The 23,892-nt window shown below is 71.6% G+C and carries 21 protein-coding genes; 8 read left to right on the forward strand and 13 right to left on the reverse strand.

Going from position 1 to position 23,892, the window contains the following annotated elements; translation table 11 throughout:
- Window positions 1–8: 8 nt before the first annotated feature.
- A complete protein-coding gene (locus KUG39_RS09130) occupies window positions 9–500 on the reverse strand; it encodes a flavin reductase family protein (RefSeq protein ID WP_190609430.1) in 492 nt (163 codons plus the stop codon).
- An 84-nt stretch (window positions 501–584) separates the two neighbouring features.
- Here KUG39_RS09130 and coaD point away from each other — a divergent pair, with 84 nt between their 5' ends.
- Window positions 585–1,088 (forward strand): pantetheine-phosphate adenylyltransferase, encoded by a 504-nt coding sequence (gene coaD / locus KUG39_RS09135; protein WP_216914615.1) that lies wholly within the window; start codon window positions 585–587, stop codon window positions 1,086–1,088.
- Window positions 1,081–2,028 carry a coiled-coil domain-containing protein gene (locus KUG39_RS09140; protein WP_094584578.1) on the forward strand — a complete coding sequence of 316 codons (948 nt, stop codon included), beginning with the start codon at window positions 1,081–1,083 and terminating at the stop codon, window positions 2,026–2,028. Before coaD ends, KUG39_RS09140 begins: the two co-directional genes overlap by 8 nt.
- A 21-nt stretch (window positions 2,029–2,049) precedes the next feature.
- On the opposite strand, the gene KUG39_RS09145 is transcribed toward KUG39_RS09140, so the two are convergent.
- From KUG39_RS09145 to dapF, 5 genes are all read right to left on the reverse strand, one after another.
- Entirely contained in the window at window positions 2,050–3,414 is a 1,365-nt protein-coding gene (locus tag KUG39_RS09145; protein WP_216914617.1) for a D-alanyl-D-alanine carboxypeptidase/D-alanyl-D-alanine-endopeptidase, read from the reverse strand.
- A gap of 1 nt (window position 3,415) precedes the next feature.
- A complete protein-coding gene (locus KUG39_RS09150) occupies window positions 3,416–3,946 on the reverse strand; it encodes a DUF4330 domain-containing protein (protein ID WP_216914619.1) in 531 nt (176 codons plus the stop codon).
- A 76-nt stretch (window positions 3,947–4,022) separates the two neighbouring features.
- Window positions 4,023–4,712 (reverse strand): DUF1995 family protein, encoded by a 690-nt coding sequence (locus KUG39_RS09155; RefSeq protein ID WP_216914621.1) that lies wholly within the window; start codon window positions 4,710–4,712, stop codon window positions 4,023–4,025.
- A 26-nt stretch (window positions 4,713–4,738) separates the two neighbouring features.
- Window positions 4,739–5,932 carry a cysteine desulfurase family protein gene (locus tag KUG39_RS09160; RefSeq protein ID WP_216914623.1) on the reverse strand — a complete coding sequence of 398 codons (1,194 nt, stop codon included), beginning with the start codon at window positions 5,930–5,932 and terminating at the stop codon, window positions 4,739–4,741.
- Window positions 5,916–7,061 carry a diaminopimelate epimerase gene (gene dapF, locus KUG39_RS09165; RefSeq protein WP_216914671.1) on the reverse strand — a complete coding sequence of 382 codons (1,146 nt, stop codon included), beginning with the start codon at window positions 7,059–7,061 and terminating at the stop codon, window positions 5,916–5,918. Before dapF ends, KUG39_RS09160 begins: the two co-directional genes overlap by 17 nt.
- A 43-nt stretch (window positions 7,062–7,104) precedes the next feature.
- Here dapF and KUG39_RS09170 point away from each other — a divergent pair, with 43 nt between their 5' ends.
- Together KUG39_RS09170 and leuS are read left to right on the forward strand one after the other, a co-directional pair.
- Window positions 7,105–7,344: an Hfq-related RNA-binding protein gene (locus KUG39_RS09170; RefSeq protein WP_094584584.1), complete on the forward strand. Its 240-nt coding sequence runs from the start codon at window positions 7,105–7,107 to the stop codon at window positions 7,342–7,344.
- A 46-nt stretch (window positions 7,345–7,390) separates the two neighbouring features.
- Entirely contained in the window at window positions 7,391–10,012 is a 2,622-nt protein-coding gene (leuS, locus tag KUG39_RS09175; RefSeq protein ID WP_216914625.1) for a leucine--tRNA ligase, read from the forward strand.
- Here the strand turns inward: leuS and fghA are convergent.
- From fghA to KUG39_RS09190, 3 genes are read right to left on the reverse strand one after another with little or no spacing between them, the layout of a single operon-like run.
- Window positions 9,996–10,844 (reverse strand): S-formylglutathione hydrolase, encoded by an 849-nt coding sequence (gene fghA / locus KUG39_RS09180; RefSeq protein ID WP_216914627.1) that lies wholly within the window; start codon window positions 10,842–10,844, stop codon window positions 9,996–9,998. The genes leuS and fghA overlap by 17 nt on opposite strands.
- Window positions 10,845–10,875: 31 nt before the next feature.
- Complete coding sequence (locus KUG39_RS09185; RefSeq protein WP_216914629.1) at window positions 10,876–11,988, reverse strand: S-(hydroxymethyl)glutathione dehydrogenase/class III alcohol dehydrogenase; 1,113 nt, start codon at window positions 11,986–11,988, stop codon at window positions 10,876–10,878.
- Between the two features lie 19 nt (window positions 11,989–12,007).
- Window positions 12,008–13,609, reverse strand: a complete 1,602-nt coding sequence (locus KUG39_RS09190; RefSeq protein WP_216914631.1) for a glucose-6-phosphate isomerase — start codon at window positions 13,607–13,609, stop codon at window positions 12,008–12,010.
- Window positions 13,610–13,894: 285 nt separating this feature from the next.
- Here KUG39_RS09190 and KUG39_RS09195 point away from each other — a divergent pair, with 285 nt between their 5' ends.
- Window positions 13,895–14,698 carry a helicase DnaB gene (locus KUG39_RS09195; protein ID WP_094584589.1) on the forward strand — a complete coding sequence of 268 codons (804 nt, stop codon included), beginning with the start codon at window positions 13,895–13,897 and terminating at the stop codon, window positions 14,696–14,698.
- 40 nt (window positions 14,699–14,738) lie between these two features.
- On the opposite strand, the gene KUG39_RS09200 is transcribed toward KUG39_RS09195, so the two are convergent.
- The 3 genes from KUG39_RS09200 to KUG39_RS09210 are packed head-to-tail and all read right to left on the reverse strand — an operon-like array spanning window position 14,739 to window position 17,696.
- Window positions 14,739–15,614 carry an N-acetylmuramoyl-L-alanine amidase gene (locus tag KUG39_RS09200; protein WP_094584590.1) on the reverse strand — a complete coding sequence of 292 codons (876 nt, stop codon included), beginning with the start codon at window positions 15,612–15,614 and terminating at the stop codon, window positions 14,739–14,741.
- Complete coding sequence (locus KUG39_RS09205; protein ID WP_216914633.1) at window positions 15,611–17,359, reverse strand: M61 family metallopeptidase; 1,749 nt, start codon at window positions 17,357–17,359, stop codon at window positions 15,611–15,613. The genes KUG39_RS09200 and KUG39_RS09205 overlap by 4 nt, the downstream gene beginning before the upstream one ends.
- A complete protein-coding gene (locus KUG39_RS09210; protein WP_216914635.1) occupies window positions 17,352–17,696 on the reverse strand; it encodes a DUF1257 domain-containing protein in 345 nt (114 codons plus the stop codon). The genes KUG39_RS09205 and KUG39_RS09210 overlap by 8 nt, the downstream gene beginning before the upstream one ends.
- 7 nt (window positions 17,697–17,703) lie before the next feature.
- On the opposite strand from KUG39_RS09210, the gene purN reads away from it, so the two are divergent.
- Window positions 17,704–18,363: a phosphoribosylglycinamide formyltransferase gene (gene purN, locus KUG39_RS09215; RefSeq protein ID WP_216914637.1), complete on the forward strand. Its 660-nt coding sequence runs from the start codon at window positions 17,704–17,706 to the stop codon at window positions 18,361–18,363.
- Here the strand turns inward: purN and argC are convergent.
- The gene (gene argC, locus KUG39_RS09220; RefSeq protein WP_216914639.1) at window positions 18,354–19,418 is read right to left on the reverse strand and encodes an N-acetyl-gamma-glutamyl-phosphate reductase; all 1,065 of its coding nucleotides are present in this window, start codon (window positions 19,416–19,418) and stop codon (window positions 18,354–18,356) included. The genes purN and argC overlap by 10 nt on opposite strands.
- A gap of 79 nt (window positions 19,419–19,497) precedes the next feature.
- Here argC and ribBA point away from each other — a divergent pair, with 79 nt between their 5' ends.
- Window positions 19,498–21,207 (forward strand): bifunctional 3,4-dihydroxy-2-butanone-4-phosphate synthase/GTP cyclohydrolase II, encoded by a 1,710-nt coding sequence (gene ribBA, locus KUG39_RS09225; RefSeq protein ID WP_286194000.1) that lies wholly within the window; start codon window positions 19,498–19,500, stop codon window positions 21,205–21,207.
- Window positions 21,208–21,339: 132 nt separating this feature from the next.
- Complete coding sequence (locus KUG39_RS09230; protein ID WP_216914677.1) at window positions 21,340–23,889, forward strand: hypothetical protein; 2,550 nt, start codon at window positions 21,340–21,342, stop codon at window positions 23,887–23,889.
- The last annotated feature ends 3 nt before the right edge of the window (window positions 23,890–23,892 follow it).

Below are 23,892 nucleotides of genomic sequence, written 5' to 3' on the forward strand. Positions count from 1 at the left end.
GCCCGGCCTCAACCGCCGTACTGCCAGCCCGTGGCGGACAGCTCCAGGGCGGCGGCGTCGCGGTGCAGGGTCGCCGACTTCACCTCTCCCACGAAGACGGTGTGGTCGCCGTGGGCCACCTGCCCCACCAGCGTGCACTCCACCGCTCCAAGGGCGTCGTCGAGCACCGGCAGGCCGAGGGGCCCCAGGTGGAACGGGGCGGCATCGAACCGTCCCCCCACGCCTTTCTGGGGCTTGAAGAACACCGCCGCCAGGTCCTTCTGATCGGCCGCCAGCACGTTCAGGCAGAAGCGCCCGCTGCGCTGGATCATGCCGTTGCTGGTGGAGTCGGCGCGCACCGCCATCACCACCAGGGGAGGCTCAAAGGAGCCCTGGGTGACCCAGCTGGCGGTGAAGCCGTTGACCTCGTCACCCTCGGCCACCCCGCAGATGAACACACCGTGGGGGATCTTGCGCAGCAGGGTCTTCTTGGCGGCCGCGTCCAGGGCAACGTCGGTCATGGGGTGGGCGGCAGGGATCGCTGGACTCTAGGAACCCGCCCGGGTCGGGAACCTGCCATGGGCCCGTCTCCATAGGCTGGTCGGATGCGAGCCCTCTATCCCGGCAGTTTCGATCCCCTCACCCTGGGCCACCTCGACCTGATCGAGCGGGCGGCCGGCCTCTTCGACGGGGTTGTGGTGGCGGTGCTGATGAACCCCTCCAAGCAGCCCGCCTTCCCCCTGGAGCGGCGGCTGGAGCAGATCCGCCTGGCCACCGAGGGCATGGCCGGCATCGAGGTGGGCCATTTCGACGGCCTCACCGTGACCTACGCCCAGGCCTGCGGCGCCCAGGTGATCCTGCGGGGCCTGCGGGCGATGAGCGACTTCGAGTTCGAGTTGCAGATCGCACACACCAACCGGACCCTGGCCCCCCGGGTCGAGACCCTGTTCATGGCCACCGCAGCCCACCACAGCTTTCTCAGCAGCTCGGTGGTGAAGGAGGTGGCCCGCTTCGGCGGGGACGTGGGTCACATGGTCCCGCCGGGAGTGGCGATCGACCTGGAGAGGCTCTTTAATCGACAGGCAGCTCCCGGAACCCGATATGGCTGAGGTCCGTTTCACCGTTCTCGATCAGCTGGATCAGCTGGAGGACATCGTTCTCGACGGCAGCCGGATCCCCTTCAGCGGCGGCCGTCTGGTGAACGAGCAGGACGCCATCGAGATGATGGACGCGCTGCGGGAGGCCCTGCCCGGGCAGATCTCCCAGGCGGAGGACCTGATCCGGCAGCGGGAGGGCTTCATCGAGAAGGCCCGGGTGCAGGCCGAGGAGATCGTCACCCAGGCGCGGCGCGAGCGGGAGCAGCTGATCAACGCCGCCGCCATCCGCCAGGAGGCGGAGCGCCAGGTGACGGAACAGCGGGAACTGGCTCGGCAGCAGTGCGAGCAGATGGTCCTGCAGGCCCGCCAGCAGGTGGCCCAGACGGAACAGGAGCACCAGGCCCGCATGGCCCAGTTCGAGCAGCAGTTCGCCGGCCGCCGGCAGCAGCTGGAGCAGGAGGCCCAGCAGCGGCGCCAGCAGCTGGAGCAGGAGGCGGCGGAGCGCAACCGCCAGCTGGTCGAGCAGCACGAACGCAGCCGGGCCCAGGCTCTGCAGGAACTGGAGGGCATCCGCCAGGAGGGTCTGCGGGTCCAGCGGGAAAGCCAGGCGGAGGCGGAGCGTCTCCACGCCGACGCCCTGCAGTTCCGTCAGCAGACCCAGCAGCAGTGCGATGCCCTGATCGCCCGCACCCGTCAGGAATCGGCCGCCATCCAGGAGGGCGCCAACCGTTACGCCGAGCAGGTGCTCGGGGAACTGGAGGTGCGTCTCAAGGAGCTCAGCCAGGTGGTGCTCGGCGGCCGGCGGGAGCTGGTGCGGCTGCAGTCCCAGGAGACCCAGGCCGCCAGCCGTCCCCCCGAAGCCCCCATTCCTTTGGAGAACGCCGCCGTCGACCGGGCCCGTCGCGCCGCCGGCCGTCTGCGCCGTGCCGCCAGCCGGGGGCTGGCCAGCTGAGGCGTTCGCCTCGGAGCCGCCTCAGATCGGAGAAGGGCAGGCCCCCACGGCCTGCACCTCCCGCAGGACACGGCCGATGGTGGTGTTCGGAGCCCCCGCCCCGGCGGACACGGCACTGACGTAACGGGGCCCGTCCGCCGTCTGCAGAACGCCGCTGATCGAGCGCACCCCCGTGAGGGTGCCGGTCTTGGCGAAGAACCGGCCATCGAGGCTGGTCCCCTTGTAAAGGTTGCGCAGGGTGCCGCGGCGCCCGGCGATGGCCATGGAGCTGATGTAGTCCCGGGAGTAGGGATGGTGGTCCATGCGCAGCAGCAGGGCCACCAGGAAACGGCTGGTGACCCGGTTGGCGCGGTCGAGGCCACTGCCGTCCGCCACCCGGACCCCCTCCATCGGCAGGCCCTGTTCGACCAGCCAGAGGGTGTTGAGGCGGCTGGCCTCGGCCACGTCCCAGGTGCCGGCCGCCTGGCGCAGCAGCACTTCGGCGGTGAAGTTGTGGCTTTCGGTGTTGGCCAGGCTCATCAAGCCGTGCATCGAGGTGGAGGGCTCCTCGTGGATCAGCACGGCGTCGGCGGGCAGGGGCTGGCGGGCGGACACCAGGGTCAGCTGCAGGGGCGAGCCGCCGCCCTGGTTCATGGCTCGACGCAGCAGCGTCTGGAGCCGGGAGGGGGGATTGCTGACCGCATCGTCGATGGCATTGCTGGTGATCGCCAGGCGGGTGATCGGGGCGCCGTAGGCGTAGGCCCGGTCGGCCACATGCCAGCCGCTGGGCCACCAGTTCTGGGAGGCTTCCTCCGCCAGTTCCAGGCGGACCGGACCGCCTCCCACCGGGGAGCTGGCCCCGGCGGCCATGGCCAGCTGGGCGAAACGCTGCAGCTGGGGCAGGGCCAGGTCGGGATCCCCCTGCCCCGTGAGCCGCAGGGTGCCGTCCTGAAGCCGCCACAGTTGGGTGGTGAGCCGGTAGTCGGGTCCGAGGCGATCGAGGGCGAAGGCGCTGCTGACCAGCTTCTGGTTGGAGGCCGGCACCCGGGGCTGGCGCCCGTTGACGTCGGCCAGCAGCCGGCCGCTGCCGTCGGCGACGCTGACGCTCCAGCGGGAACGCTCGTCGCCCAGCACCAGGGCGACCTGGCGCTGCAGGCTGGGGCAGGTGACTTCGGTGGCCAGCCGCGGCATGCCCACCGGGGGGGGAGCCACCGGCAGGGCCGCCATTGGCAAAGGTCGCTGGCTGCGGGCCGAGGGGAGGGCCGGCTCGGTCTGGGCCCAGGCCGCCAGGCCCGCCGGGGAGGTGCCGCCGACGACCAGCAGCAGCGTCGCCAGCCTCAGGGGGCGGCGGAGGCGGTGCTGGACGGGGCAGGGGAGGCGGTGGCCGGGGCGGGCGGACGCAGTCATGTCAGGAGGTTCCGAGTTTCAGGTCCGTGACGGTGCCGTTGAAGCGGTAGTTGGTGCCTTCCAACTCGACCGGGGCGCCGATCTTGATGGTCTGGTTGCCGAAGACGACACCACCGGCGGTGCGCCGCCCCTGGCCCTCCAGCACGAAACGTCCATCGAAGGTGCTGAAGGTCTTCTGGTTGGGATCGGGGGCGCTCACCACCTTCCCGTCGGGGGTGAGGGTGGAGATGATCCGGTCGAAGGGGACGATCTCCTTGACCTCCACGCTGCCGTGGGGCTGGTTGCGGATCACGATGGCCACCTTGCCCTCGGCGCGGGCCTGCTGCAGCAGTTGCACGGGGGAAGCCGCAGGGGCACCGCGCACGTCCACCATCACGGTGACGGGCTCGAGGGCGCCGGTGGCCTGGGCCACGGCCCCGCTGAGCCGGGGGCTCCAGATCACGCCCCCGATCGCCAGCAGGGCGGCGACGGCGGCGCCGACGTCGACGAGGCTGAAGGAACGGGACCGGGGCGATTCGCTGGGCATGGGCATGGGAAAGCCCGCGAAGTGTACGCAGCCTTTCCGGGATGCACCAGCCGCCCCGGGCGGGTCCTCCCGGACCGGCGTCTCAGTTCTGCAGGTCCTCGATCATCTGGCCCAGGGCCCGCAGGTTGCTGCCCAGACCGGCCTCCTCGCGGCCGCTGAGGGCCAGGTCCTGCTGCTCCGTATCGGGCTTCTGCTCGAAACTGCCCGCCAGCCGGAAGCCGTCGGGGTCGAGCCGGTAGAGCTCCCATTCGCCGGGGTAGGCGCAGCGCAGGGCGCGGTCGGCCTTGGGCAGCAGGGCATAGGCGGCCCGCCAGCCGGCCAGGAAGCCGCGGCGCCGCTGGCGCGCCACGCTGCCGATGCCCACAGCGGCATCCTCCAGGGCGGGATTGACGAGCACCACGGCGTCGCTGTGGCGGCCGCACACCGCCTCCACCAGCTCGTATTCGGCCTGGCTCGCCCCCACCAGCAGCAGCACGCCGCTGGAGAGTTCCTCCTGCTGGCGCCGCTGCTGGTCGGAGAAGCTGCCGATGTGCTCGGCCAGGGCCGGAGCATCCCGTCGGGCCAGAGCGGTGGCACCGGCATCCGGAAACAGCAGCTGCACCCCTGGTCGCTCCGCGATCAGCCCCTCCAGCAGACGCAGCACCACCGGCATCAGGCGCAGTCCTTCGAAGCGGAACTCCACGGTCCAGCGTCCCCCCGATCCGGCCGCCAGGGCCGCCTGGAGGGCCTGGAGGGCTTCGGCTTCGGCGGTGCGCAGGTCGGCGGGCAGCATCGGCTGGCGGCAGGGCTGATCGGACCCTACCCAGGCGCTTCCGCCACCCTGCGCCGGGCCAGCTCCAGGGCCGCCGGCAGGCCGGCCAGATCGGCGGCGGTGAGCCAGGAGCCCAGGCTGATCCGCAGGCCGCTGGCCGCCTCGGCGGGGCCATAGCCCATGGCGAGCAGCACGGCACTGGTGCCGGCCGTGCCCGCAGCGCCACCGGCACTGGCACAGGCCGAACCGCTGCTAACGGCATAACCCTGGCGGGCCAGCTCCCGCACCAGACGCCGACCGCCCAGGGGCCGGCCCTCGGGCCCGTCCACCAGCAGGCTGATGTGGTGCGGCAGGCGCCCGGCGGGGTCGTCCGGCTCCGGGCCGCTCAGGCGCACGCCCTCCACCTGACGCAGGTCGGCCAGGAGGGGATCGCGCAGCGAGGCCATGGGATCGGCGCCGCCGTGGGCCGACAGGCGCCGGTCGGCCAGCTCGAGGGCCGCCGCGAAGCCGGCCACCAGGGCCACCGGCTCGGTGCCGCCGCGACGGCCCCCCTCCTGGGCACCGCCGATCAGGGGCTCGAGCCCGACCCCACGCCGCACCAGCAGGGCCCCCACGCCGCGGGGACCCTGCAGCTTGTGGGCCACGCAGCTGAGCAGGTCCACTGGCAGCCGGCTGAAATCGACCGGGCGGTGGCCCACCACCTGCACCGCATCGACGTGGAACCGCACCCCGGCCTGGCGGCAGAGGGCACCGATCGCCTCGATCGGCTGGAGCGTTCCCACCTCGCTCTGGCCCCAGAGGACCGACACCAACCGGGTCGGGGGCGACAGCAGGCGCTGCAGGTCCTCCAGATCGACCACGCCACGCCGGTCCACCGGCAGGAGCTGCACCTCCCAGCCCCGGCGCGCCAGGGCGGCGGCGGCGGCATAGCTGGCGGGGTGCTCCACCGCCGAGAGCAGCACCCGACCCGGCTCCAGCGGCCCGTCGGAGCCGACCAGGGCGGTGTGGATCGCCTCGCTCCCCCCGGAAACGAACACCAGTTCATCCCCGCCGCAGCCGAGCCGGGCGGCGAGGGCCTGGCGGTCGCGCTCCAGGAGCTCCGCCGCCGCCAGGCCGTGGCCATGGAGGCTGGAGGGGTTGGCCCAGGCCTCACGGTGGGCACGGGCCATGGCCTCCAGGACCGCCGCCGCCGGAGGGGCGGTGGCGCAGGCGTCGAGGTAGATCTCAGGGGGCGGGGGCATCGCGGGAGAGGCGGCCCCGGGTGCGGGATTCCAGGGATTCGCCGGCCAGGGCCACCAGATCGTCGAGGGAGCACCCCTCCAGCAGGGCCGTGACGCGGGCCCGGGCTTCGGCGCTGGGGCAGGCCTCCGGACGCAGGCAGCCGTTGACGCAGGCGGTGGCGCAGTCGATGGCGGCACCGCCTGCGTCACCGTGGGGGGCGCTCCCGCTCTCCACCGGGGCGCTGGACGGCGCGGCCACCGCCATGGCGGCAGGGAGCGCGGCGTCTTCGTCGAACAGCGACGGGGCCACGACCCCGTCAAACACCGCCTCGGCCGGACCGGTCATGAAGACGTGGCCGCTGGCTTCGTCCCATTGGATCTCCAGGGGGCCCCCGGGCAGGTCGAGCCGGGCGTGGCGGGCGGCCAGGCCGAGCCGATGACAGGCCACCAGGGTGGCGCAGGCGCCGGTGCCGCAGGCCAGGGTGGGGCCCGCCCCCCGCTCCCAGACCCGCATCACCAGATGGTCGGGGGCGAGCACCTGGACGAAGTGGACGTTGGTACGGGCCGGGAAGGCCCCGTGCACCTCCAGGGCGGCACCGAGGCCCTCCAGATCGATCGCCGCCACGTCGGCGACGGGCACGACGGCATGGGGATTGCCCATGCCGGCGGCCGCCACGGCCAGGCGCTGGCCCAGCACCTCCAGCTCACCCACCGGCAGCCCCTGCTCCCCCACCGCCAGGGTGGTGGGCACGGTCTCGGGGGTCAGGAACGGCGGGCCCATATCGACGCGGATGCGACCGTCCTCAGCAAGGGCCGGCACGATGCGACCGGCGAGGGTCTCGATCTCCCAGCTGCGGGGAGCCTCGTCGCCGTCGCTGTCCGCCAGGAAGCGCGCCAGACAGCGGATGCCGTTGCCGCACATCTCCGGCTCGGTGCCATCGGCGTTGAAGATCCGCATCCGCAGCTCACCGCCCTCCCTCGGCGGCAGGGCGAGGATCACGCCATCGCCACCCACCCCGAAGCGGCGGTCGCAGAGCCGCTGCACCCGGTCGGGAGTCAGGCCGAAGAGGTCCTCAGGATCCTCTAAGCTGCGGCCGTCCAGCAGCAAGAAGTCATTTCCAAGGCCCTGGTATTTACTGAATTGGAGCACCTGAAGCACCGTTCCGTGAGACCTGGAGATTGGGGTCGATCCTATGCAGAGTTTCTTTGAAAAACGGGGACCCAGGCTCGACACGACCCTGCCCAGTGTGCGGCACGTCCAGGAGCTGATCCGCATCCGCACCCCTGTGAACGTCGTCCTGCTGTCCGGTAAGGAGTTCGATGGCATCATCCGCTGGCAGGACAGCCATTTCCTGGCGATGAGCACCGAACCCGGCACGCCGCTGCTGCTGATCAGCCTGGCCGCCGTGGCTTCGCTGCGGGCCCTCAGCTGAGCCTCTCCGTGGGCTGTGACACGATCACCCCCATTCCCTGTGGCCCGTGACTGACTCTTCCCGCTACCGGCCCGAAGCGATCGAGCAACGCTGGCAACTGCAGTGGGAGCAGCTGGGACTGCACGTCACCCCCGAGCCGCAGGACGGCGCCGGCGAGCCCTACTACGCCCTCTCGATGTTCCCCTACCCGTCGGGGAGCCTCCACATGGGCCACGTCCGTAATTACGTCATCACCGACGTGATCGCCCGGGCGGCCCGTCTGCGGGGACGGCAGGTGCTCCATCCCATGGGTTGGGACGCCTTCGGACTGCCGGCGGAGAACGCCGCCATCGAGCGGGGCGTCGACCCGGGGGACTGGACCGACCGCAACATCGCCCAGATGCGGGACCAGCTCAAGCGGCTCGGCCTCTCGATCGACTGGGACCGGGAAGTGGCCACCTGCCACGCCGATTACTACCGCTGGACCCAGTGGCTGTTCCTGCAGTTCCTCGATGCCGGCCTGGCCTACCGCAAGGAGGCGACGGTCAACTGGGACCCGATCGACCAGACGGTGCTCGCCAATGAGCAGGTGGATGCGGAAGGTCGCTCCTGGCGCTCTGGTGCCCAAGTGGAGAAGCGCCGGCTGCGCCAGTGGTTTCTGAAGATCACCGCCTACGCCGATGCCCTGCTCGACGATCTCCCCTCCCTGGAGGGCTGGCCGGAGCGGGTGCGCACGATGCAGGCCAACTGGATCGGCCGCTCCCTCGGTGCCGAGCTGACCTTCACCACGGAGAGCGGTGCCGCCATCACCGTCTTCACCACCCGACCCGACACCATCCACGGGGCCACCTACGTGGTGCTGGCCCCGGACCACCCCCTGGTGGACGAGCTGACCACGGACGACTGCCGCCTCTCGGTGACCGCCTTCTGCGATCTGGTCAGCCGCCAGAGCGAGCAGGAGCGGACGGCCGAGGACCGGCCCAAGCGGGGCGTGCCGATCGGCGCCTGGGCCCGCAACCCCGCCAGCGGTGAACGCATTCCCGTCTGGATCGCCGACTACGTGCTGGCCGACTACGGCACCGGTGCCGTGATGGGTGTGCCGGCCCACGACCAGCGCGACTTCGCCTTCGCCCGGCAGTACGAACTGCCGGTGCTCCGGGTGGTGATCCCGGAAGGGTCCGACCCCCACGCCTACGAAGGCCAGGCCTGGACCGAAGGCGGTGTGCTGATCGGCTCCGGTTCCTTCGACGGCCTGACCACCACCGAGGCCAAGTCGGCCATCGTCGCCTGGGCCGAGGAGCAGGGTTGGGGCCAGGGACGGGTGCAGTACCGACTGCGCGACTGGCTGATCTCCCGCCAGCGCTACTGGGGTTGCCCCATTCCCGTGATCCACTGCGACAGTTGCGGTGTGGTGCCGGTCCCCGACGACCAGCTGCCGGTGGAACTGCCCCGCGACATCCCCCTGAGCGGCAAGGGGGGCACCCCCCTGGCCAAGTTGGCGTCGTGGGTGAACGTGCCCTGCCCGAGCTGCGGTGCGCCCGCCAAGCGGGAGACCGACACCATGGACACCTTCATGTGTTCGTCCTGGTACTACCTGCGCTACAGCGATCCCCACAACGACCAGCGCCCGTTTGGCCGCGATGCCGTCGACCGCTGGTTGCCCGTGGATCAGTACGTGGGCGGCATCGAGCACGCCATCCTGCACCTGCTCTATTCCCGCTTCTTCACCAAGGTGCTGCGGGACCGGGGCCTGCTGGGCTTCTCGGAACCCTTCGCCCGCCTGCTCACCCAGGGCATGGTGCAGGGCATCACCTACCGCAACGCCCAGACCGGGCAGTACGTCGCCCCGGCCAACGTGGCCGACCCCAGCGACCCCCGCGATCCGATCAGCGGCGAGGTGCTGGAGGTGTTCTACGAAAAGATGTCCAAGTCGAAGCACAACGGCGTGGATCCGGCGGTGGTGATCGACCGCTACGGGGCCGACACGGCCCGCATGTTCATCCTGTTCAAGGCCCCTCCGGAGAAGGATCTGGAGTGGGACGACGCCGATGTGGAAGGCCAGTACCGCTTCCTGCAGCGCCTCTGGCGTCTGGTGGATGGGGCCCACGGCCGGGGCCTGCGCCTGAGCGGCCCTGACGCCCCCCAGCCGGCGCCGGATCCCGCTTCCCTCAGCGACGGCGAAAGGGAGCTGCGCCGGGCCGTTCACACCGCCATCGCCGCCATCAGCGAAGACCTGGAAGGGGAGCTGCAGCTCAACACCGCCGTCTCCGAGCTGATGAAGCTCAGCAACGCCCTGGCTGCCCATCTGGAGGCGGCCGGCCCGGCCGTGGCCACCGAGGCCCTGGCCACCCTGCTGATCCTGCTGGCGCCGTTCGCCCCCCACCTGGCCGAGGAGCTCTGGCAGAAACTCTGCGGCCACGGGGAGGAGCAGCCCATCAGCGCCGGGGCGAGCGTCCATGCCCAGCGCTGGCCCGCCATCGATCCGGCGGCACTGGTGCGCGACACCATCCCCCTGGTGATCCAGGTGAAGGGCAAGATGCGCGGCAGCCTGGAGGTGCCTGCCGACGCCGATGCGGCCACCCTCGAGAAGCTGGCGCTGGAAAGCGACGTGGCCCAGCGCTGGCTTGAGGGTCAGCCGCCCCGGCGGGTGATCGTGGTGCCCGGCAAGCTGGTCAACCTGGTGCCCTGAGGGCCGCGGCGTGGTGGCGCAGGTGGTCGTCGATGAAGCTGGCGATGAAGAAGTAGCTGTGGTCGTAGCCCTCCTGGTAACGGAGCCGCAGGGGGTGGCCCGCCGCCTCCGCCGCCGCCGCCAGGTCGGCGGGCCGCAGCTGGGTCTCGAGGAAGGGGTCGGCCGTGCCCTGGTCCACCAGCAGGGGCAGCCGCTCCGCCGCTGAGGCGAGCAGGAGCGTGGCATCCCAGGCGGCCCAGGCCGCTGGATCCGCCCCCAGATAGGCCCCGAAGGCCTTCTGGCCCCAGGGGCAGGCGCAAGGGTGGCAGATCGGGGCGAAGGCGGACACGGAGCGGTAGCGGCCCGGGTGGCGCAGGGCCGTCACCAGGGCGCCGTGGCCCCCCATGGAGTGGCCGCTGATGCCGCGCGCCTGGCTCAGGGGCAGCTCCGCTTCCAGCAGATCGGGCAGCTCCTCCACCACGTAGGCGTGCATCCGGTAATGGCGGTCCCAGGGGGCCTCGGTGGCATCGACGTAGAAGCCGGCCCCCTGCCCCAGATCCCAGCCGCCATCGGGGTCGGTGGGCACCTCCGCTCCCCTGGGGCTGGTGTCCGGGGCCACCAGGGCCAGGCCGAGCTCGGCGGCGAGGCGATGGGCGCCGCCCTTCTGCATCACGTTCTCGTCGGTGCAGGTGAGCCCTGAGAGCCAGTAAAGGGCCGGCACCCGCTCCCCGGCGAGGGCCTGGGGCGGCAGGTACACCGCCAGATTCGCCGGCCCGTTCAGCTCGGAGGAAGGGTGCCTGTAACGGCGGTGCAGGCCGCCGAAACTGCGGTTCTCGCTGAGCAGCTCGAGCATGGGGACGCCGACCTCCGGGGTCGCAGGGGGGTCAGAAGTGGATCACGGAGCGGATGCTCTTGCCGGCGTGCATCAGGTCGAAGGCCCGGTTGATGTCCTCCAGCCCCATGGTGTGGGTGATGAAGGTGTCAAGGGGGATCTCCCCCTGCTGGAATCGCTCCACATAACCGGGCAGTTCGGTGCGTCCCCGCACCCCGCCGAAGGCGGAGCCCCGCCACACCCGCCCGGTCACGAGTTGGAACGGCCGGGTGGCGATCTCCTGGCCCGCTCCGGCCACGCCGATGATCGTGGATTCGCCCCAGCCCTTGTGGCAGCACTCCAGGGCGGCGCGCATCACCTGGACGTTGCCGATGCATTCGAACGAGTAATCCACGCCGCCATCGGTGCGGTCGATCACCACCTCCTGGATGGGGGCGTCGAAGGCCCTGGGATCGAGGCACTCAGTGGCGCCGAGCTGGCCGGCGATGGCGAACTTGTCGGGGTTGGTGTCGATGCCGATGATCCGCTCCGCCCCGGCCATCACCGCCCCGATGATCACCGCCAGACCGATGCCGCCGAGGCCGAAGACCGCCACGCTGCTGCCCGGTTCCACCTTGGCGGTGTTGAGCACGGCGCCGATGCCGGTGGTGACGCCGCAGCCCAGCAGGCACACCTTCTCCAGCGGCGCCTCAGGGGCGATCTTCGCGACCGCGATCTCAGGCACCACCGTGTACTCGGAGAAGGTGGAGGTGCCCATGTAGTGGAAGATCCGTTCGCCGTTCCGGGAGAAGCGGCTGCTGCCGTCGGGCATCAGGCCCTTGCCCTGGGTGCCGCGGATCGCCTGGCAGAGGTTCGTTTTGCCGGAGAGGCAGAAGCGGCAGGAGCGGCACTCGGGCGTGTAGAGGGGAATCACGTGGTCCCCAACGGCCACCGAGGTGACGCCCGGGCCCACCTCCTCCACCACCGCCCCGCCCTCGTGGCCGAGCACCGCCGGGAAGATCCCCTCGGGGTCGGCGCCGGAGAGGGTGAAGGCATCGGTGTGGCACACGCCCGTGGCCACCACCCGCAGGAGCACTTCGCCGGCCCGGGGGCCCTCCACATCGATCTCGGTGATCTCCAGGGGCTGACCGGCGGCCCAGGCGACCGCGGCGCGGGATCGGACCATGGCTAAGGGAGAAGGCCCCTCAAGTGTGCTGGAAGACCAGGCCGTCGGGCTGCCCCCAGTCGCCTTTCGCCCTATAGCCGCGGTCGTTGGCACAGAGGTGCCGCAGCAGCCAGAACACCGGCTCCACCGCCTCCAGCTCCAGCTCCGCACCGATGGCGGCCAAGGAGCGGGCCTGGCCATCGGCGAGCAGGGCCTCCACCCGACTCTGCAGACCCAGGATGCCGGCGGCCGCCTTCTTGCCAGCTTCCACCCCGGGCTGGTGGTAGGCGTTGATGTTGACCAGTTCGCCGTAGAGCCCCACCGCCCGCTCGAACAGGCCGATCAGGGCCCCGAGGGCCCGGGCGTCGAAGCGCTGCAGGGTGATGGTGATGCTCTGGCGGGCCTGTTCGGCCAGTGCCGCCCGGGTGCCCTGCAGGAACCCCTCGAGGAAATCGGCGGGGCACTCGCCGTCGATCGTGGGGATTTCCGCCGGGTCCTCCAGCACCTCGATGAAGGTCACGAAGAAGTTGTCGAGACCGTCCCGCAGCTGTTGCACGTAGGCGTGCTGGTCGGTGGAGCCCTTGTTGCCGTAGACGGCGAGGCCCTGGTGCACCACAACGCCGTCGCGGTCGAGCCGTTTGCCCAGCGACTCCATCACCAGCTGCTGCAGGTAGCGGCTGAACACCTCCAGCCGGTCCCGGTAGGGGAGCACCACCATGTCGCGACGCCCCTGCCCGCCGCCGGCCACGTGCCAGGAGGCGGCCAGCAGGGCGGCGGGGTTGGTGCGCAGGTCCGGCACCCGGGTCAGCCGGTCCATGGCGGCGGCCCCGTCCAGGAAGCCGCGCAGGTCGGCGCCGATCAGGGCAGCGGGCAGCAGACCGACGGCACTGGTGATGCTGGTGCGTCCGCCCACCCAGTCGAACATGTCGAAACGGCGCAGCCAGCCGGCCACCTTGGCCTCCTGATCCAGGTGGCTCCCCGCCATGGTGATGGCCACCGCCTGGGCGCTCCAGTCGCCGCCGGCGGCCAGCACCCGCGCCCGGGCCTGCACCATGCCCAGGTGGGGTTCGGGGGTGCCCCCCGACTTGCTGACCACGATCACCAGGGTGGTGGTGAGACGGTCGGCCAGGGCGGCCAAGGTGCGCGCCATGCCGTCGGGGTCGACGTTGTCGAAGAAGTGGAACGGCAGTCCCACCCCCTGGCGCTCCAGGGCCCTGAGCATCAGCAGCGGGCCGAGGCCTGAACCGCCGATGCCGATCCAGAGCACGTCGGTGAAGGGCCGTCCGCCGGGGGCCGTGACCGTTCCAGCCAGCACCTCGTGTCCGAAGGCTTCGAGCCGATCCACCTCCGCGGCGATGGCGGCGGCCACCGCCGGATCGGGGGCCAGTTCCGGGGCCCGCAACCAGTAGTGGCCCACCTGCCGTCCCTCGTCGGCGTTGGCGATGGCACCGCCCTCGAGGGCCTCCATGGCAGCGAAGGCGCGAGCGAAGGGGGCTTCGAAGCCCTCCAGGTCCTTCTCCTCCAGGGCCATCCGGCTGACGTCGAGCCAGAGGGCAAGATCAGGGTCGTGCCAGAGCAGCTGGCGGAATCGCTCCCAGAGGGCAGCGGAGTCTTGGCCGTTCAACGGCGGCAGCGGGGACATGGCTCCTGGGACGCCGTGACGGGCCCCCGAACCGTATCCATCAGCCTCCACGTTCGGCAAGCGGATCGGCGGATGCGCGCTTTCCACCACGGGGCCGGCCACCGGAGCGCCCCCGGAGCGGGAAGAATCCGGCCGTGTTCGTTACAATTGATCTAAAGAACGCCATTCCGCTTGCTGTCCCGCCTCGCCGGAACTAAGCCACGACGCTCCGGCCACCAGCCGGCGGTCGCGCCCCAGGCTCGCCAGCGGAGCCACGCACTGCGACGCGGCTTGTACGGCCACGCTATGAAGCTGGGACTGCTTCTGGTGGCCGGCGGCCTGGCCCTGATCCCGCTGAGCCGGGAACCCCAGGTGCGATCCCGCAGCCCGTTCCTGCTCACCGATGGCGAGCGCGACGACAAGGCCTTCCCCCTGATCAGTCCATCCACCAGCGAAGGGCTGCGGCCCGATCCGGTCGATTTCAGTCCCGAGGAACTGCGGGAGCTCAACCGCCGCTTCGGCGTCCACGGCCCCCAGCCCAGGCTGGCCCAGCTGTTCACCGAGGGCATCGACCAGCTCCAGCCCCTGCGCAGCCACACCCTCGGCCGGCTCGAGGAGCTCAGGCCGGTGATCCTCAACGAGAGCCGCCGCCACCACATCAATCCGATGCTGGTCACCGCCGTGCTCTTCGATGAGCTGCAGCACGCCAAGCCCGGTGAAGACCTGCCCCTGGCGGCCCGCAGCGGCCTGTTCAGCACCCACGGCCCCGCCCAGCTCAGCGTCGGCGAGCTCGTCAAACAGGGGCTCCTGCCCGCCGATGCCACCCCGGAGCAGATCGATGAGGCGCGCATGGAGCTCCTCGACCCCGACCGCAACGTGCGGCTGCTGGTGGGCAAGTTCGTTCGCCTGAAGCAAGCCCTGGGGCTCTCCGACAACGCCCTGCTGATGGCCAGCACCTCCCCCGCCGATGCCAAGGCCATCGCCACCCTGGCCTACCTCCACAACGGCAAGCTGGACTACCCCGGACGGGTGCTCCGCTACATGCAGGACCCGGAGCTGCACGCCCTGCTCTACGGCACCCGCAAACCGATCACCAGCCCCCTGATCTGAGCCGGCCCCCTGATCTGAGCCTGGGCCCAGCGCGTCCCGATCAGCAGAGCACCCCGAGGGCGGCCAGCCGCACCTGAAGTTCCCCCCAGTCGAAGCTGCGCGGATCCATGCGCTCCCCGCCCAGATCCACGTGCTGGTGGGTGGTGATGTTGCTGGGGGGAATGCCGTAGCGGCGCATCCAGCGGGCCAGGACGACCGCGAGGGCGTCGTACTGGGCGGCCGTGTAACCGCTGTGGCTGCCCCCCTGGTTCTCCCCGTCGAGGGGCGTCTCCAGGCTGAGGTGCAGGGCGAAATTGTTGATCGAACCGGCCAGCTCCGGGTTGGTCACCACCCAGCGGCCGTTGAAGGCGGAATTGCCGGCGCCGAAGGCCCGTTTGGCCGGGTCCAGCGCCTCCACCACCTGGCCGTCGAGGCCGATCAGGGTGTGGTAGCTCACCTGGTCCTCGTCCCGCGGGTGGGGCGTCATGAACGTGTTGATCGCGGAGTTGATGCCGAAGACGGTCTCGTGCAGCACGACGACCTGGGGGGTGGTGTCGAGCGTCTGGCCGAAGGCATCCCGGCGGAAACGCTCGCCGTAGTTGCTTGGGTCGATACGCAGCCGGACGGTGTCGTAGCGAAGTCGCTCCGCCAGGCCCGCCAGACGGGCGCGCAGGGCGGGGTCGGCCTGGCAGGCCCCCCCCAGGGGAGCACGCCAGGCGGCCTGGGGCGGTGGCAGGACCTGCTCCGGCGGTGGCGGCGACGTCCCCCCATCGGGGGGGGACTGGCGCACTTCCTCCAGCAGATCGAGAAGGGAGGCACGGCCACCGGCGTTGCCCGGGGCGCCGAACAGGTCACGGCCCAGCCAGGTCAGTCCCCCCAAGCTGATCACACCCGCACCGGCCACCGCCAGCACCAGGGGGCGCAAGGACGACGTCATGGCTGCAGCGACAGCCAGCGCTGCCGGTTGTCGCGGGTGTGGGCGCTGTCGCGTTCGGGATCGATCACCAGCTGCCAGCTGGCGATGGCCGGGGGATCGGGCTGCAGGCCGGTGCTGCGCACCCGGCCCTCCCGGCAGAAGAGCAGCTGCCGTTCCACCGCTGCCGTGGGGATGGCGAGGGCCAGGGCCAGGTCCTCCGGGGTGCGCAGGCGGAGGTCGTCGAGGGCCAGCAGCTCATCGCCCGCCTGCAGGCAGGCCCGCTCCGCCGGACCGTCCCGGTGCACCCGCTTCAGGCGCATGGTGCCCCCCGCGGCCTCGTCCAGCTGCCAGCCGAGGAAGGGCTCCTGGGCGGGCTTCGGCCGCAGCGCCAGCCCGACGTCGGCCAGGTAGGCGTCGAGGTCGGGGTCATCGGTGCTCTCCAGCCAGTGGGGCAGCAGCTCCGCCAGGTCGGGGGCCTGGCCGGCGAAGGCGTCGATCAGATCGCCGTTGGTGTAGCCACGCCCCGCGGCCCCGTGGCTGCGCCACAGGCCCCGCAGCACTACCCCCAGGCTGGAGCCGTGCCGCCGCAGGTGCAGGTCGAGGACCAGGGCCACCACGGCCCCCTTGAGGTAGTAGCTGATCTGGCTGTCGGCTGAGGAGGCATCCTGGCGGTAGAGCTTCACCCAGGCTTCCTCGGCGCTCTGCCGCAGCCCCTGGACCCGGCGACCGGGGGTGAGCAGGTAGCGGCTCAGGTCCGCCCCCAGGTCCTCGAGCAGGTCGGCCTCCGTGCCCACGCCGGCCGCCAGGGGCAGCAGCAGGTCGAGGTAGGAGGTCACCCCCTCGGCGAACCAGAGACCGGACACGATCGTGGCCCGGCCGTAGTCGAGCGGCGTGAGTTCGGCGGGCTTCAGACGCCGCACGTTCCACTGGTGCAGGTACTCGTGGGCCACCAGCTGCAGCAGCTTGCGGCGACCACCGGGAGCCGCCAGGGCCCGGCGGCCGTACTGGAGCACGCTGGCGTGGTCGTGCTCCAGCCCGCCGAAGCCCGCCTCCAGCAGGTGCAGCACGAACAGGTAATCGTCGCTGGCGGGGGCGGCCTCCCCCATCAGGCGGCAGCAGGCCAGGGCGATCCGTTCCACATCGGCCAGCCAGGCGGGATCCTCGACGGGCAGATCGCCCCCCCAGGTGACCCAGCGGTGCGGCACCCCGGCGACGCTGAACCGGTGGCTGGGATGGGGGCCGGCCTCCAGGGGCGCGTCGATCAGCCGGTCGTAGTCGCCGGCGATCCAGGACCCGTCGCCGGCGGTTGGCAGGGGAACGAAGGCCTGCCAGCCCTCGGGCAGCCGCAGCTCCAGGCGGTGGGGGTTCCAGCGTTCGCCCGAGGCCTCCAGCACCACGCCGGCCAGGGCCAGGAAGCCGTGGTCGGCGTTGAGGTGGCAGGTGCGCACGCTCAGCTCGGTGGCCTGGAGGCGGTAGCGGACGACGAGGGGGGCGAGGCTGGTGAGGGAAAGACACCAGCGGGCCTCCGCCATCCGTGTGGGGATGACGTGGCCCTCCCCCTGATCCACCTCCAGGGCCTCGAGGTGGCGGACGTGGTCCCGGATCAGGTAGGAGCCCGGCGTCCAGGCGGGCAGCTGAAGCTCCGTCCGCAGAGACCGGGGGGTGAGATGGAGGGTGACCTGGACCCGATGGCGGTGGGGCTCACGCAGGTCGAGCTGGACGACCGGCCCGGCGGCCGTGTCGGGTTGGGGTGGGTCGTCAGACACGGAGCTCGATCGACGCCGTGGGGAGGGCCAGGCTGGCCTCCTGGAGGGCCGCCCGGGCGGCATAGGCCCGCGTGATCCGGCCCAGCAGCCGCTGCAGGACGGTATTGCGGCTGATGCGCTGGAGATCGCCCACCAGGGCAAGGGAGCCGTCGTCCTGGTGGGCCCATCCCAGGCCCTGGCCATCGCTGAGCTGGAGCTGCAGGGTCACCGCCTGGCGCTCGCCGGCGAATCCGACCAGTTCTCCCCCCCACCGCCAGGGGAGCTCAAGGCTGGCGAGGGTGGCCGCCAGGACCTCGGCATCCCGCAGAACGGTGGGCAGGATGGAGAGATGGGACATGGACGCAATGCCCGATTCCGCTGACCATAGCGATCCCGGCGGGTCTCTCCAGTGGCCGTTGCCACAGCCGACTCCGGCCACCCAGGCCCCTTTGCGACTGGCGGTGATGGCCTCCGGCACGGGCAGCAACTTCGAGGCCCTGGCGCGGGCCTGCAGCGACGGCCGGCTGGATGGCCAGGTGGTCGTCCTGGCGGTGAACCGGGCGGACTGCGGGGCGCGGGAGCGGGCTGAACGGCTCGGCATCCCCTGTGAGGTGATCGACCACCGCCAGCAGCCCTCGCGAGAAGCCCTGGATCGCGCCCTGATCAACCTGTTCGAGGCGCACCGGGTCGATCTGGTGGTGATGGCGGGCTGGATGCGCATCGTCACCCCGGTGCTGATCGGAGCCTTCCCGGAGCGGCTGGTGAACATCCACCCCTCCCTCCTGCCCAGCTTCCGCGGCGCCGACGGGGTGGGGGAGGCCCTGGCGGCCGGGGTCACGCTGGCCGGCTGCACCGCCCACCTGGTGACCGAGCAAGTCGATGCGGGGCCGATCCTGGTGCAGGCGGCGGTGCCGGTGCTGGCGGACGACGACCGCGAACGGCTCCACGCCCGCATCCAGCGCCAGGAGCACCGGATCCTGCCCCTGGCCGTCAGCCTCGCCGCCCGGCGCCTGGCTCAGGGGTAGAAGGGCAGCAGCGGCAGTCCGGTTCCGGCCTCCAAGCCGCTGAGCAGGTTGAGGCACTGCACCCCCTGGCCGGCCTGGCCCTTGACCAGGTTGTCGATGGCGCTCATGACGATCAGCTGGCCGGTGCGCGGGTCCACCTGGACCGAGAGCAGGCAGCGGTTGGTGTTGCGCACCCACTTGGTCGAGGGGTAGACCCCCACCGGCAGGACCTGCACCGTGGGGCTGTGGCGGTAGGAAGCCTTGAGCAGGGTCGTGCAGTCCTCCGCCGTCAGGCCGGGGTCCCGCAGCCGCCCGTACACCGTCGCCAGCAGGCCCCGCACCATCGGCATCAGGTGGGGCGTGAACTGCAGCTGGATCGCCTGGCCCGCCGCCTGGCCCGCCAGCTGCTCGATCTCGCTGGTGTGGCGGTGGCCAACAACGCCGTAGGGCGCCACGGCTTCGGCGGCCTCGGCCAGCAGCAGGTTCTCCTTGGCGGCCCGGCCACCGCCGGAGGTGCCCGTCTTGGCGTCGATGACGATGCCGCTGGTCTCGATCAGTCCCTGCTCGAGGAAGGGCAGCAGGGCCAGCAGGCTGGCGGTGGGGAAACAGCCGGGAGCCGCCACCAGGCGGGCCTCACGGATCCGCGCCTCCGCCACCTCCACCAGCCCGTAGACCGCTTCCCGGCAGAGATCGTCATCCTGGCGGGCGGCCTGGCGAGCCTCAGCGGCATAGACCTCCTCCCACTGGGCCAGGGAGCGGTAGCGGTAGTCGGCCGAGAGATCCACCACCTTCACGCCGCGCTGCAGCAGTTCGGGGACCAGACCGGCCGCCAGGCCGTTCGGCAGGCTCAGAACGGCCAGATCGGCGGCGGCGGCGATGGCCTCCGGATCCGGTGAGCGCACCACCAGGTCGTCCTCCAGCGGCAGGAAGGGCACCAGTTCGCTCCAGCGCCTGCCCGTGCTGCGCTCCCCGCCCAGAAAGCTCACCGTGAGGTCCGGGTGGCCCTGCAGCAGCCTGAGGGTCTGCAGTCCCCCGTAGCCACTGGCACCGATCACCGCAACGCGCTTGCCAGCCATGCGGAACGCAGAAGAACGCTGGATCGTACCGGCACCCTATAAATGAGGTTCGATCCTTTCCACGATCCATCTCGCTCCCTTGACCGTCCTGTCCGGCCCACGCCAGTCCACGGGCATTCACTTCGATGCCATCGCCGATGCCCTGGCGGCCATTCGCAACGGCGAGTCGATCGTGGTGGTCGATGACGAAAACCGGGAGAACGAGGGCGACCTGATCTGCGCGGCCCAGTTCGCCACCCCCCAGCAGATCAACTTCATGGCCACCGATGCCCGGGGGCTGATCTGCCTGGCGATGGAGGGCGAGCGGCTCGATGCCCTGGATCTGCCGCTGATGGTGGATCGCAACACCGACAGCAACCAGACCGCCTTCACCGTGAGCGTGGATGCGGGCCCGGAGCGGGGGGTGAGCACGGGCATCTCGGCGGAGGACCGGGCCCGCACGATCCAGGTGGCGATCCATCCCGACACCCGGCCCGGCGACCTGCGCCGGCCCGGCCACATCTTCCCGCTGCGGGCCCGCCAGGGCGGGGTGCTGCAGCGGGCGGGTCACACGGAGGCGGCCGTCGACCTGGCCCGCCTGGCCGGCCTCTACCCCGCCGGGGTGATCTGCGAGATCCAGAATCCCGACGGCTCCATGGCCCGGCTGGCCCAGCTGGCCGACTACGCCCGGCACCACGGCCTGCGGCTGATCAGCATCGCCGACCTGATCCGCTACCGCCTCGACACCGAGCGGTTCGTGGCCCGCCAGGCGGAGGCCACCCTGCCCAGCAGCTTCGGCCAGTTCCGGGCGATCGGCTACCGCAACGAACTCGACGGCAGCGAGCACGTGGCCATCGTCAAGGGGTACCCGGAACGGGGCACCGGCCCGGTGCTGGTGCGGGTGCACTCCGAATGCCTCACCGGCGATGCCTTCGGCTCGCTCCGCTGCGACTGCCGCCCCCAGCTGGAGGCGGCCCTGCGCATGATCGAGTCGGCCGGGGAAGGGGTGGTGGTCTACCTGCGCCAGGAGGGGCGCGGCATCGGCCTGATCAACAAGCTCAAGGCCTATAGCCTCCAGGACGGCGGCCTCGACACGGTGGAGGCCAACGAACGCCTGGGCTTCGCCGCCGACCTGCGCAACTACGGCGTCGGGGCCCAGATCCTCAGCGACCTGGGCGTGCGCCGGCTGCGCCTGATCACCAACAACCCCCGCAAGATCGCCGGTCTGGGCGGCTACGGGCTCGAGGTGGTCGACCGGGTGCCCCTGGTGATGGACCCCGGCCTCCACAACGCTGCCTACCTGCGGGTGAAACGCACCAAGCTGGGCCACCTGATGGAGACCGAATCCCATGGCCTGACGGCGGTGCTGGGCTGGCAAGGCCCCCAGGATCCCCTGCTGGTGGCGAACCGTCTGGAGGTGCTGCGGGACTGGGCCCGGCGCAAGGGGCTGCTGCTGGAGCGCGAGGAGGATCCTCGCCTGCTCGCCCTGCTCGACGGTCCCGGGCTGGCCCTGCTGCTGGCGGCCCACCAGTCGCGGCAGCTCACCGCCGCCGACCTGGCCGGGCCGCTGATGGAGATGGCCCGCTGGCAGGGCACCACCGGCGTCAACCTGCTGCTGGCGCCCGACGCCCGCCGCAAGGGCCATCCGAGCATCGACCTGGAGCCGGAGCGCCGCCAGCTGGCCGACCTGGTTCCGTCGGCGGCGGATGGCGGCGGGCCGGTGGACGGGGGCGCCAGCGGGGAGGCAGGGCGGACCCTCACCTGCCCCCTGCTCAATCTCACCCCCGGGGCCTTCATCGTCTGGTCCTGAGGCGCCGGCGGGGCGGCGTCCTTAAGGACGGTGACGCCGGGTCGCAGGTTCACAGCGTCATTGCACCACCGCGTCCGGCGCCGATCGAAACCGGGCTAGGGGTGAGGCAGCGCTCGGCGAGAAGGGGAGTCGATGGGTCAGGCCATCCAGCAGTTCCGCAGGGCGATGAGTCTGCGCAGCGATCCCGGCCGGCTCTCCCTGGAGACCGGACTGACCGGAACGGCCCTGTGGCTGACGTTCCTCTACTTGATGCAGGACGGGGCGATGGCGGCGGCCGCTGGCGGAGGGCCGCCGCCGGAGAACGGGCCGGGGGCAGGCGCTGCGGGCCAGGGCAGCGCTCGGGCGGCGGGCATGGCCGGTGGCGTTGGTGCTGACGCAGGAGCCCCGGCCGGGTGGGAGCCCGGCTCGGCCGCATCCGGTGGCGCCCATCGAGGGCTCGCCCCTGCCGATCCTTCTGGCCCGGTGAGCGCAGGGGAACGTGGCCTCTCGCCGCCCGGCCAGGCGGCAGCGGCGGCCATGGCCAACACCTGGGCCCAGGAGGCGCCTCTGTCGGGATTCCGCTCGCCGGTCGCCGCCGGCTCCGGGCTGCTCTGGACCGGCTCCCCCGCTGCCGCCCGGCGCCAGCAGCGGAGCGTTGCCCTGGAGTCCAGCGACGCGACCAGTGAGGCGACCAGCGACGTGACCGGGGACGGCCCGGAACAGCCGATGATGGCGAGGTCTGTGGCGCCGCCGGAGATCCCGACGTTCCGGGTCGTCGTCCGCAGCGACGACAGCATCGTCAGCCGATCGGTGGAAGGGGGGGCCGAGAGCCGCTACCACCAGACCCTCGAGGCCCTCCGCGACACGGTGATCGATCTGCGCGACATCCGCACCCCCCGGGTGCAGGTGGGGTCCGATCGCGAGCTGACACTCCTGGCCCTTTCCGTGCTCGACGATGCCGACCTGAGCCTGGCGACCCACACCACCGGCATGAACCGGGCCAGTCTTCAGCTGGGGCCAGAGGCCAACGACATCCTTCTGCGGGTCTCAGACGCCATCGATCTGGCTCTGGTGGCCGGCGGCCTGGCCCGGGGGCAGGTTCTCCAGTCCCTGATCGGCATGCTGGACAGCCGCCTCGAGGACGCGGGCGGAGGGGGCACGCTGGAACTCAGCAGCCTGGCCCGGTTCCAGCTCCACTCCCAGGTGAGCGCGGTGAAGCGTCAGATCGGCATCGACCTGCTCGCCCAGGCCATGCAGGACAGCGCCATCCTCCTGGGGGATGGGGACGACCGGGTGCTGATCGCCAGTGGCTTCCGGGATCCCCAGGGTGGTGGCCCGGGCCTGAGCATCACCCTGCCGGCCGCCGCCGATCCGGCGGAAACCGATGCTTCCCTGCAGCTGCGGGCCCGGGCCCTCGGGTTGGTGAACAGCCGGCTGCAGGTGGGCGGAGGCGACGATGTGGTCAGCATCCGGACCTGGCTCGATCAGCCCTGGCGCGACCTGACCTGGCAGGCCGTCACCGAGAGGGTCGCCCTGCTGGATTCCGATGTCGACCTGGGGGAAGGGGACGACCGGCTGAGCGTGGAGGGCGCCGTGACCGGCTCCCGCATCGCCGCGGGCCCTGGCACCAACCGGCTCGACTTCGACGGACCCGTGACCGGCTCAACACTGACGGTTGCGGCGGACTCCAGCAATGCCGTCGGCCTCGGAGAGGGGGACGACACCCTGTCGCTCCATCTGGCGGGGGAGGCCCTGGCGCAGCTGAGGCTGGCGGCGGCGGGCGGGGACGACCGGATCGATGCTCCCCTGGCGCGGCTGGCCGGGTCCCTCGACGGCGGCGGCGGCTTCGACAGCCTGGTGAACGCCCCTGGGGACGAGGGGGTCGCCAGGGGGGAAGGGGTGATGGCCGTCCACCTCGAGGCCCCCGGGAGCGGAACGATCGGCTCGCTCGACTTCAGCGGCTGGGAGAACCTGTTCCTCGGCGATGGGGATGCCCTGGTGACGGTGGGGGCCACCGGCAGGCTCGACGGGATCCTGCAGGGTGGCGATGGCCGCGACGGGCTCGACTACGGCGCCTGGCTGGAGGGGGTGGTGGTCGATCTTGGCCGTGGCGAGGCCAGCGGCATCCTCGGGGGGATCAGCGGCTTCGAGACGCTGCGGACCGGGGCCGGCGACGACCGGTTCGAGCTGGATCTGGGGGCCCTGGAGGATCGCGCCGGAGCGGGCGCGCCACCGCTGGTCGTCAGCGGCGGCGCAGGACGCGATCGCTTCGTGCTGGCCGGGATGGAGGCCATCCGGATGCGGGCCCAGGGCAACGACCGTGCCCTGCCGGTGCTGGCGGATCTGGAGTGGAGCCCTGGTGGCGGCATCGGCCTGACCGATGCCATCGCCTGGCGTCTGGGCGGCCTCCTCGCCGATCGGGCGGGGGAGCCGGTTCCGGTCGACCTGACGCCGGCGGGTCTGGAGGGGATCGGCGAGCCCCGGCTGCTGCCGATCGCCCCCCTGGATCAACTGGTCAGCGGCATGGGAACCCGGCCCACCGGAGTGGACCAGCTGGCGATCGCCACCGGGGACCTGGGCAGCCGGCTGGTGCTGCTGGGGTCCGACAGAAGCGTCACCGCCATCGCCGAACTCCCCGGCCTGCGCTCACCCGATGCCGGTTCCGCCGCAGGCACCGTGCCGGGGGCCGCCGCGGCGGCCTGAGCC

The organism is Synechococcus sp. CCAP 1479/10 (assembly GCF_019038515.1).
In the GTDB taxonomy this organism is placed as follows: Bacteria; Cyanobacteriota; Cyanobacteriia; order PCC-6307; family Cyanobiaceae; genus Cyanobium.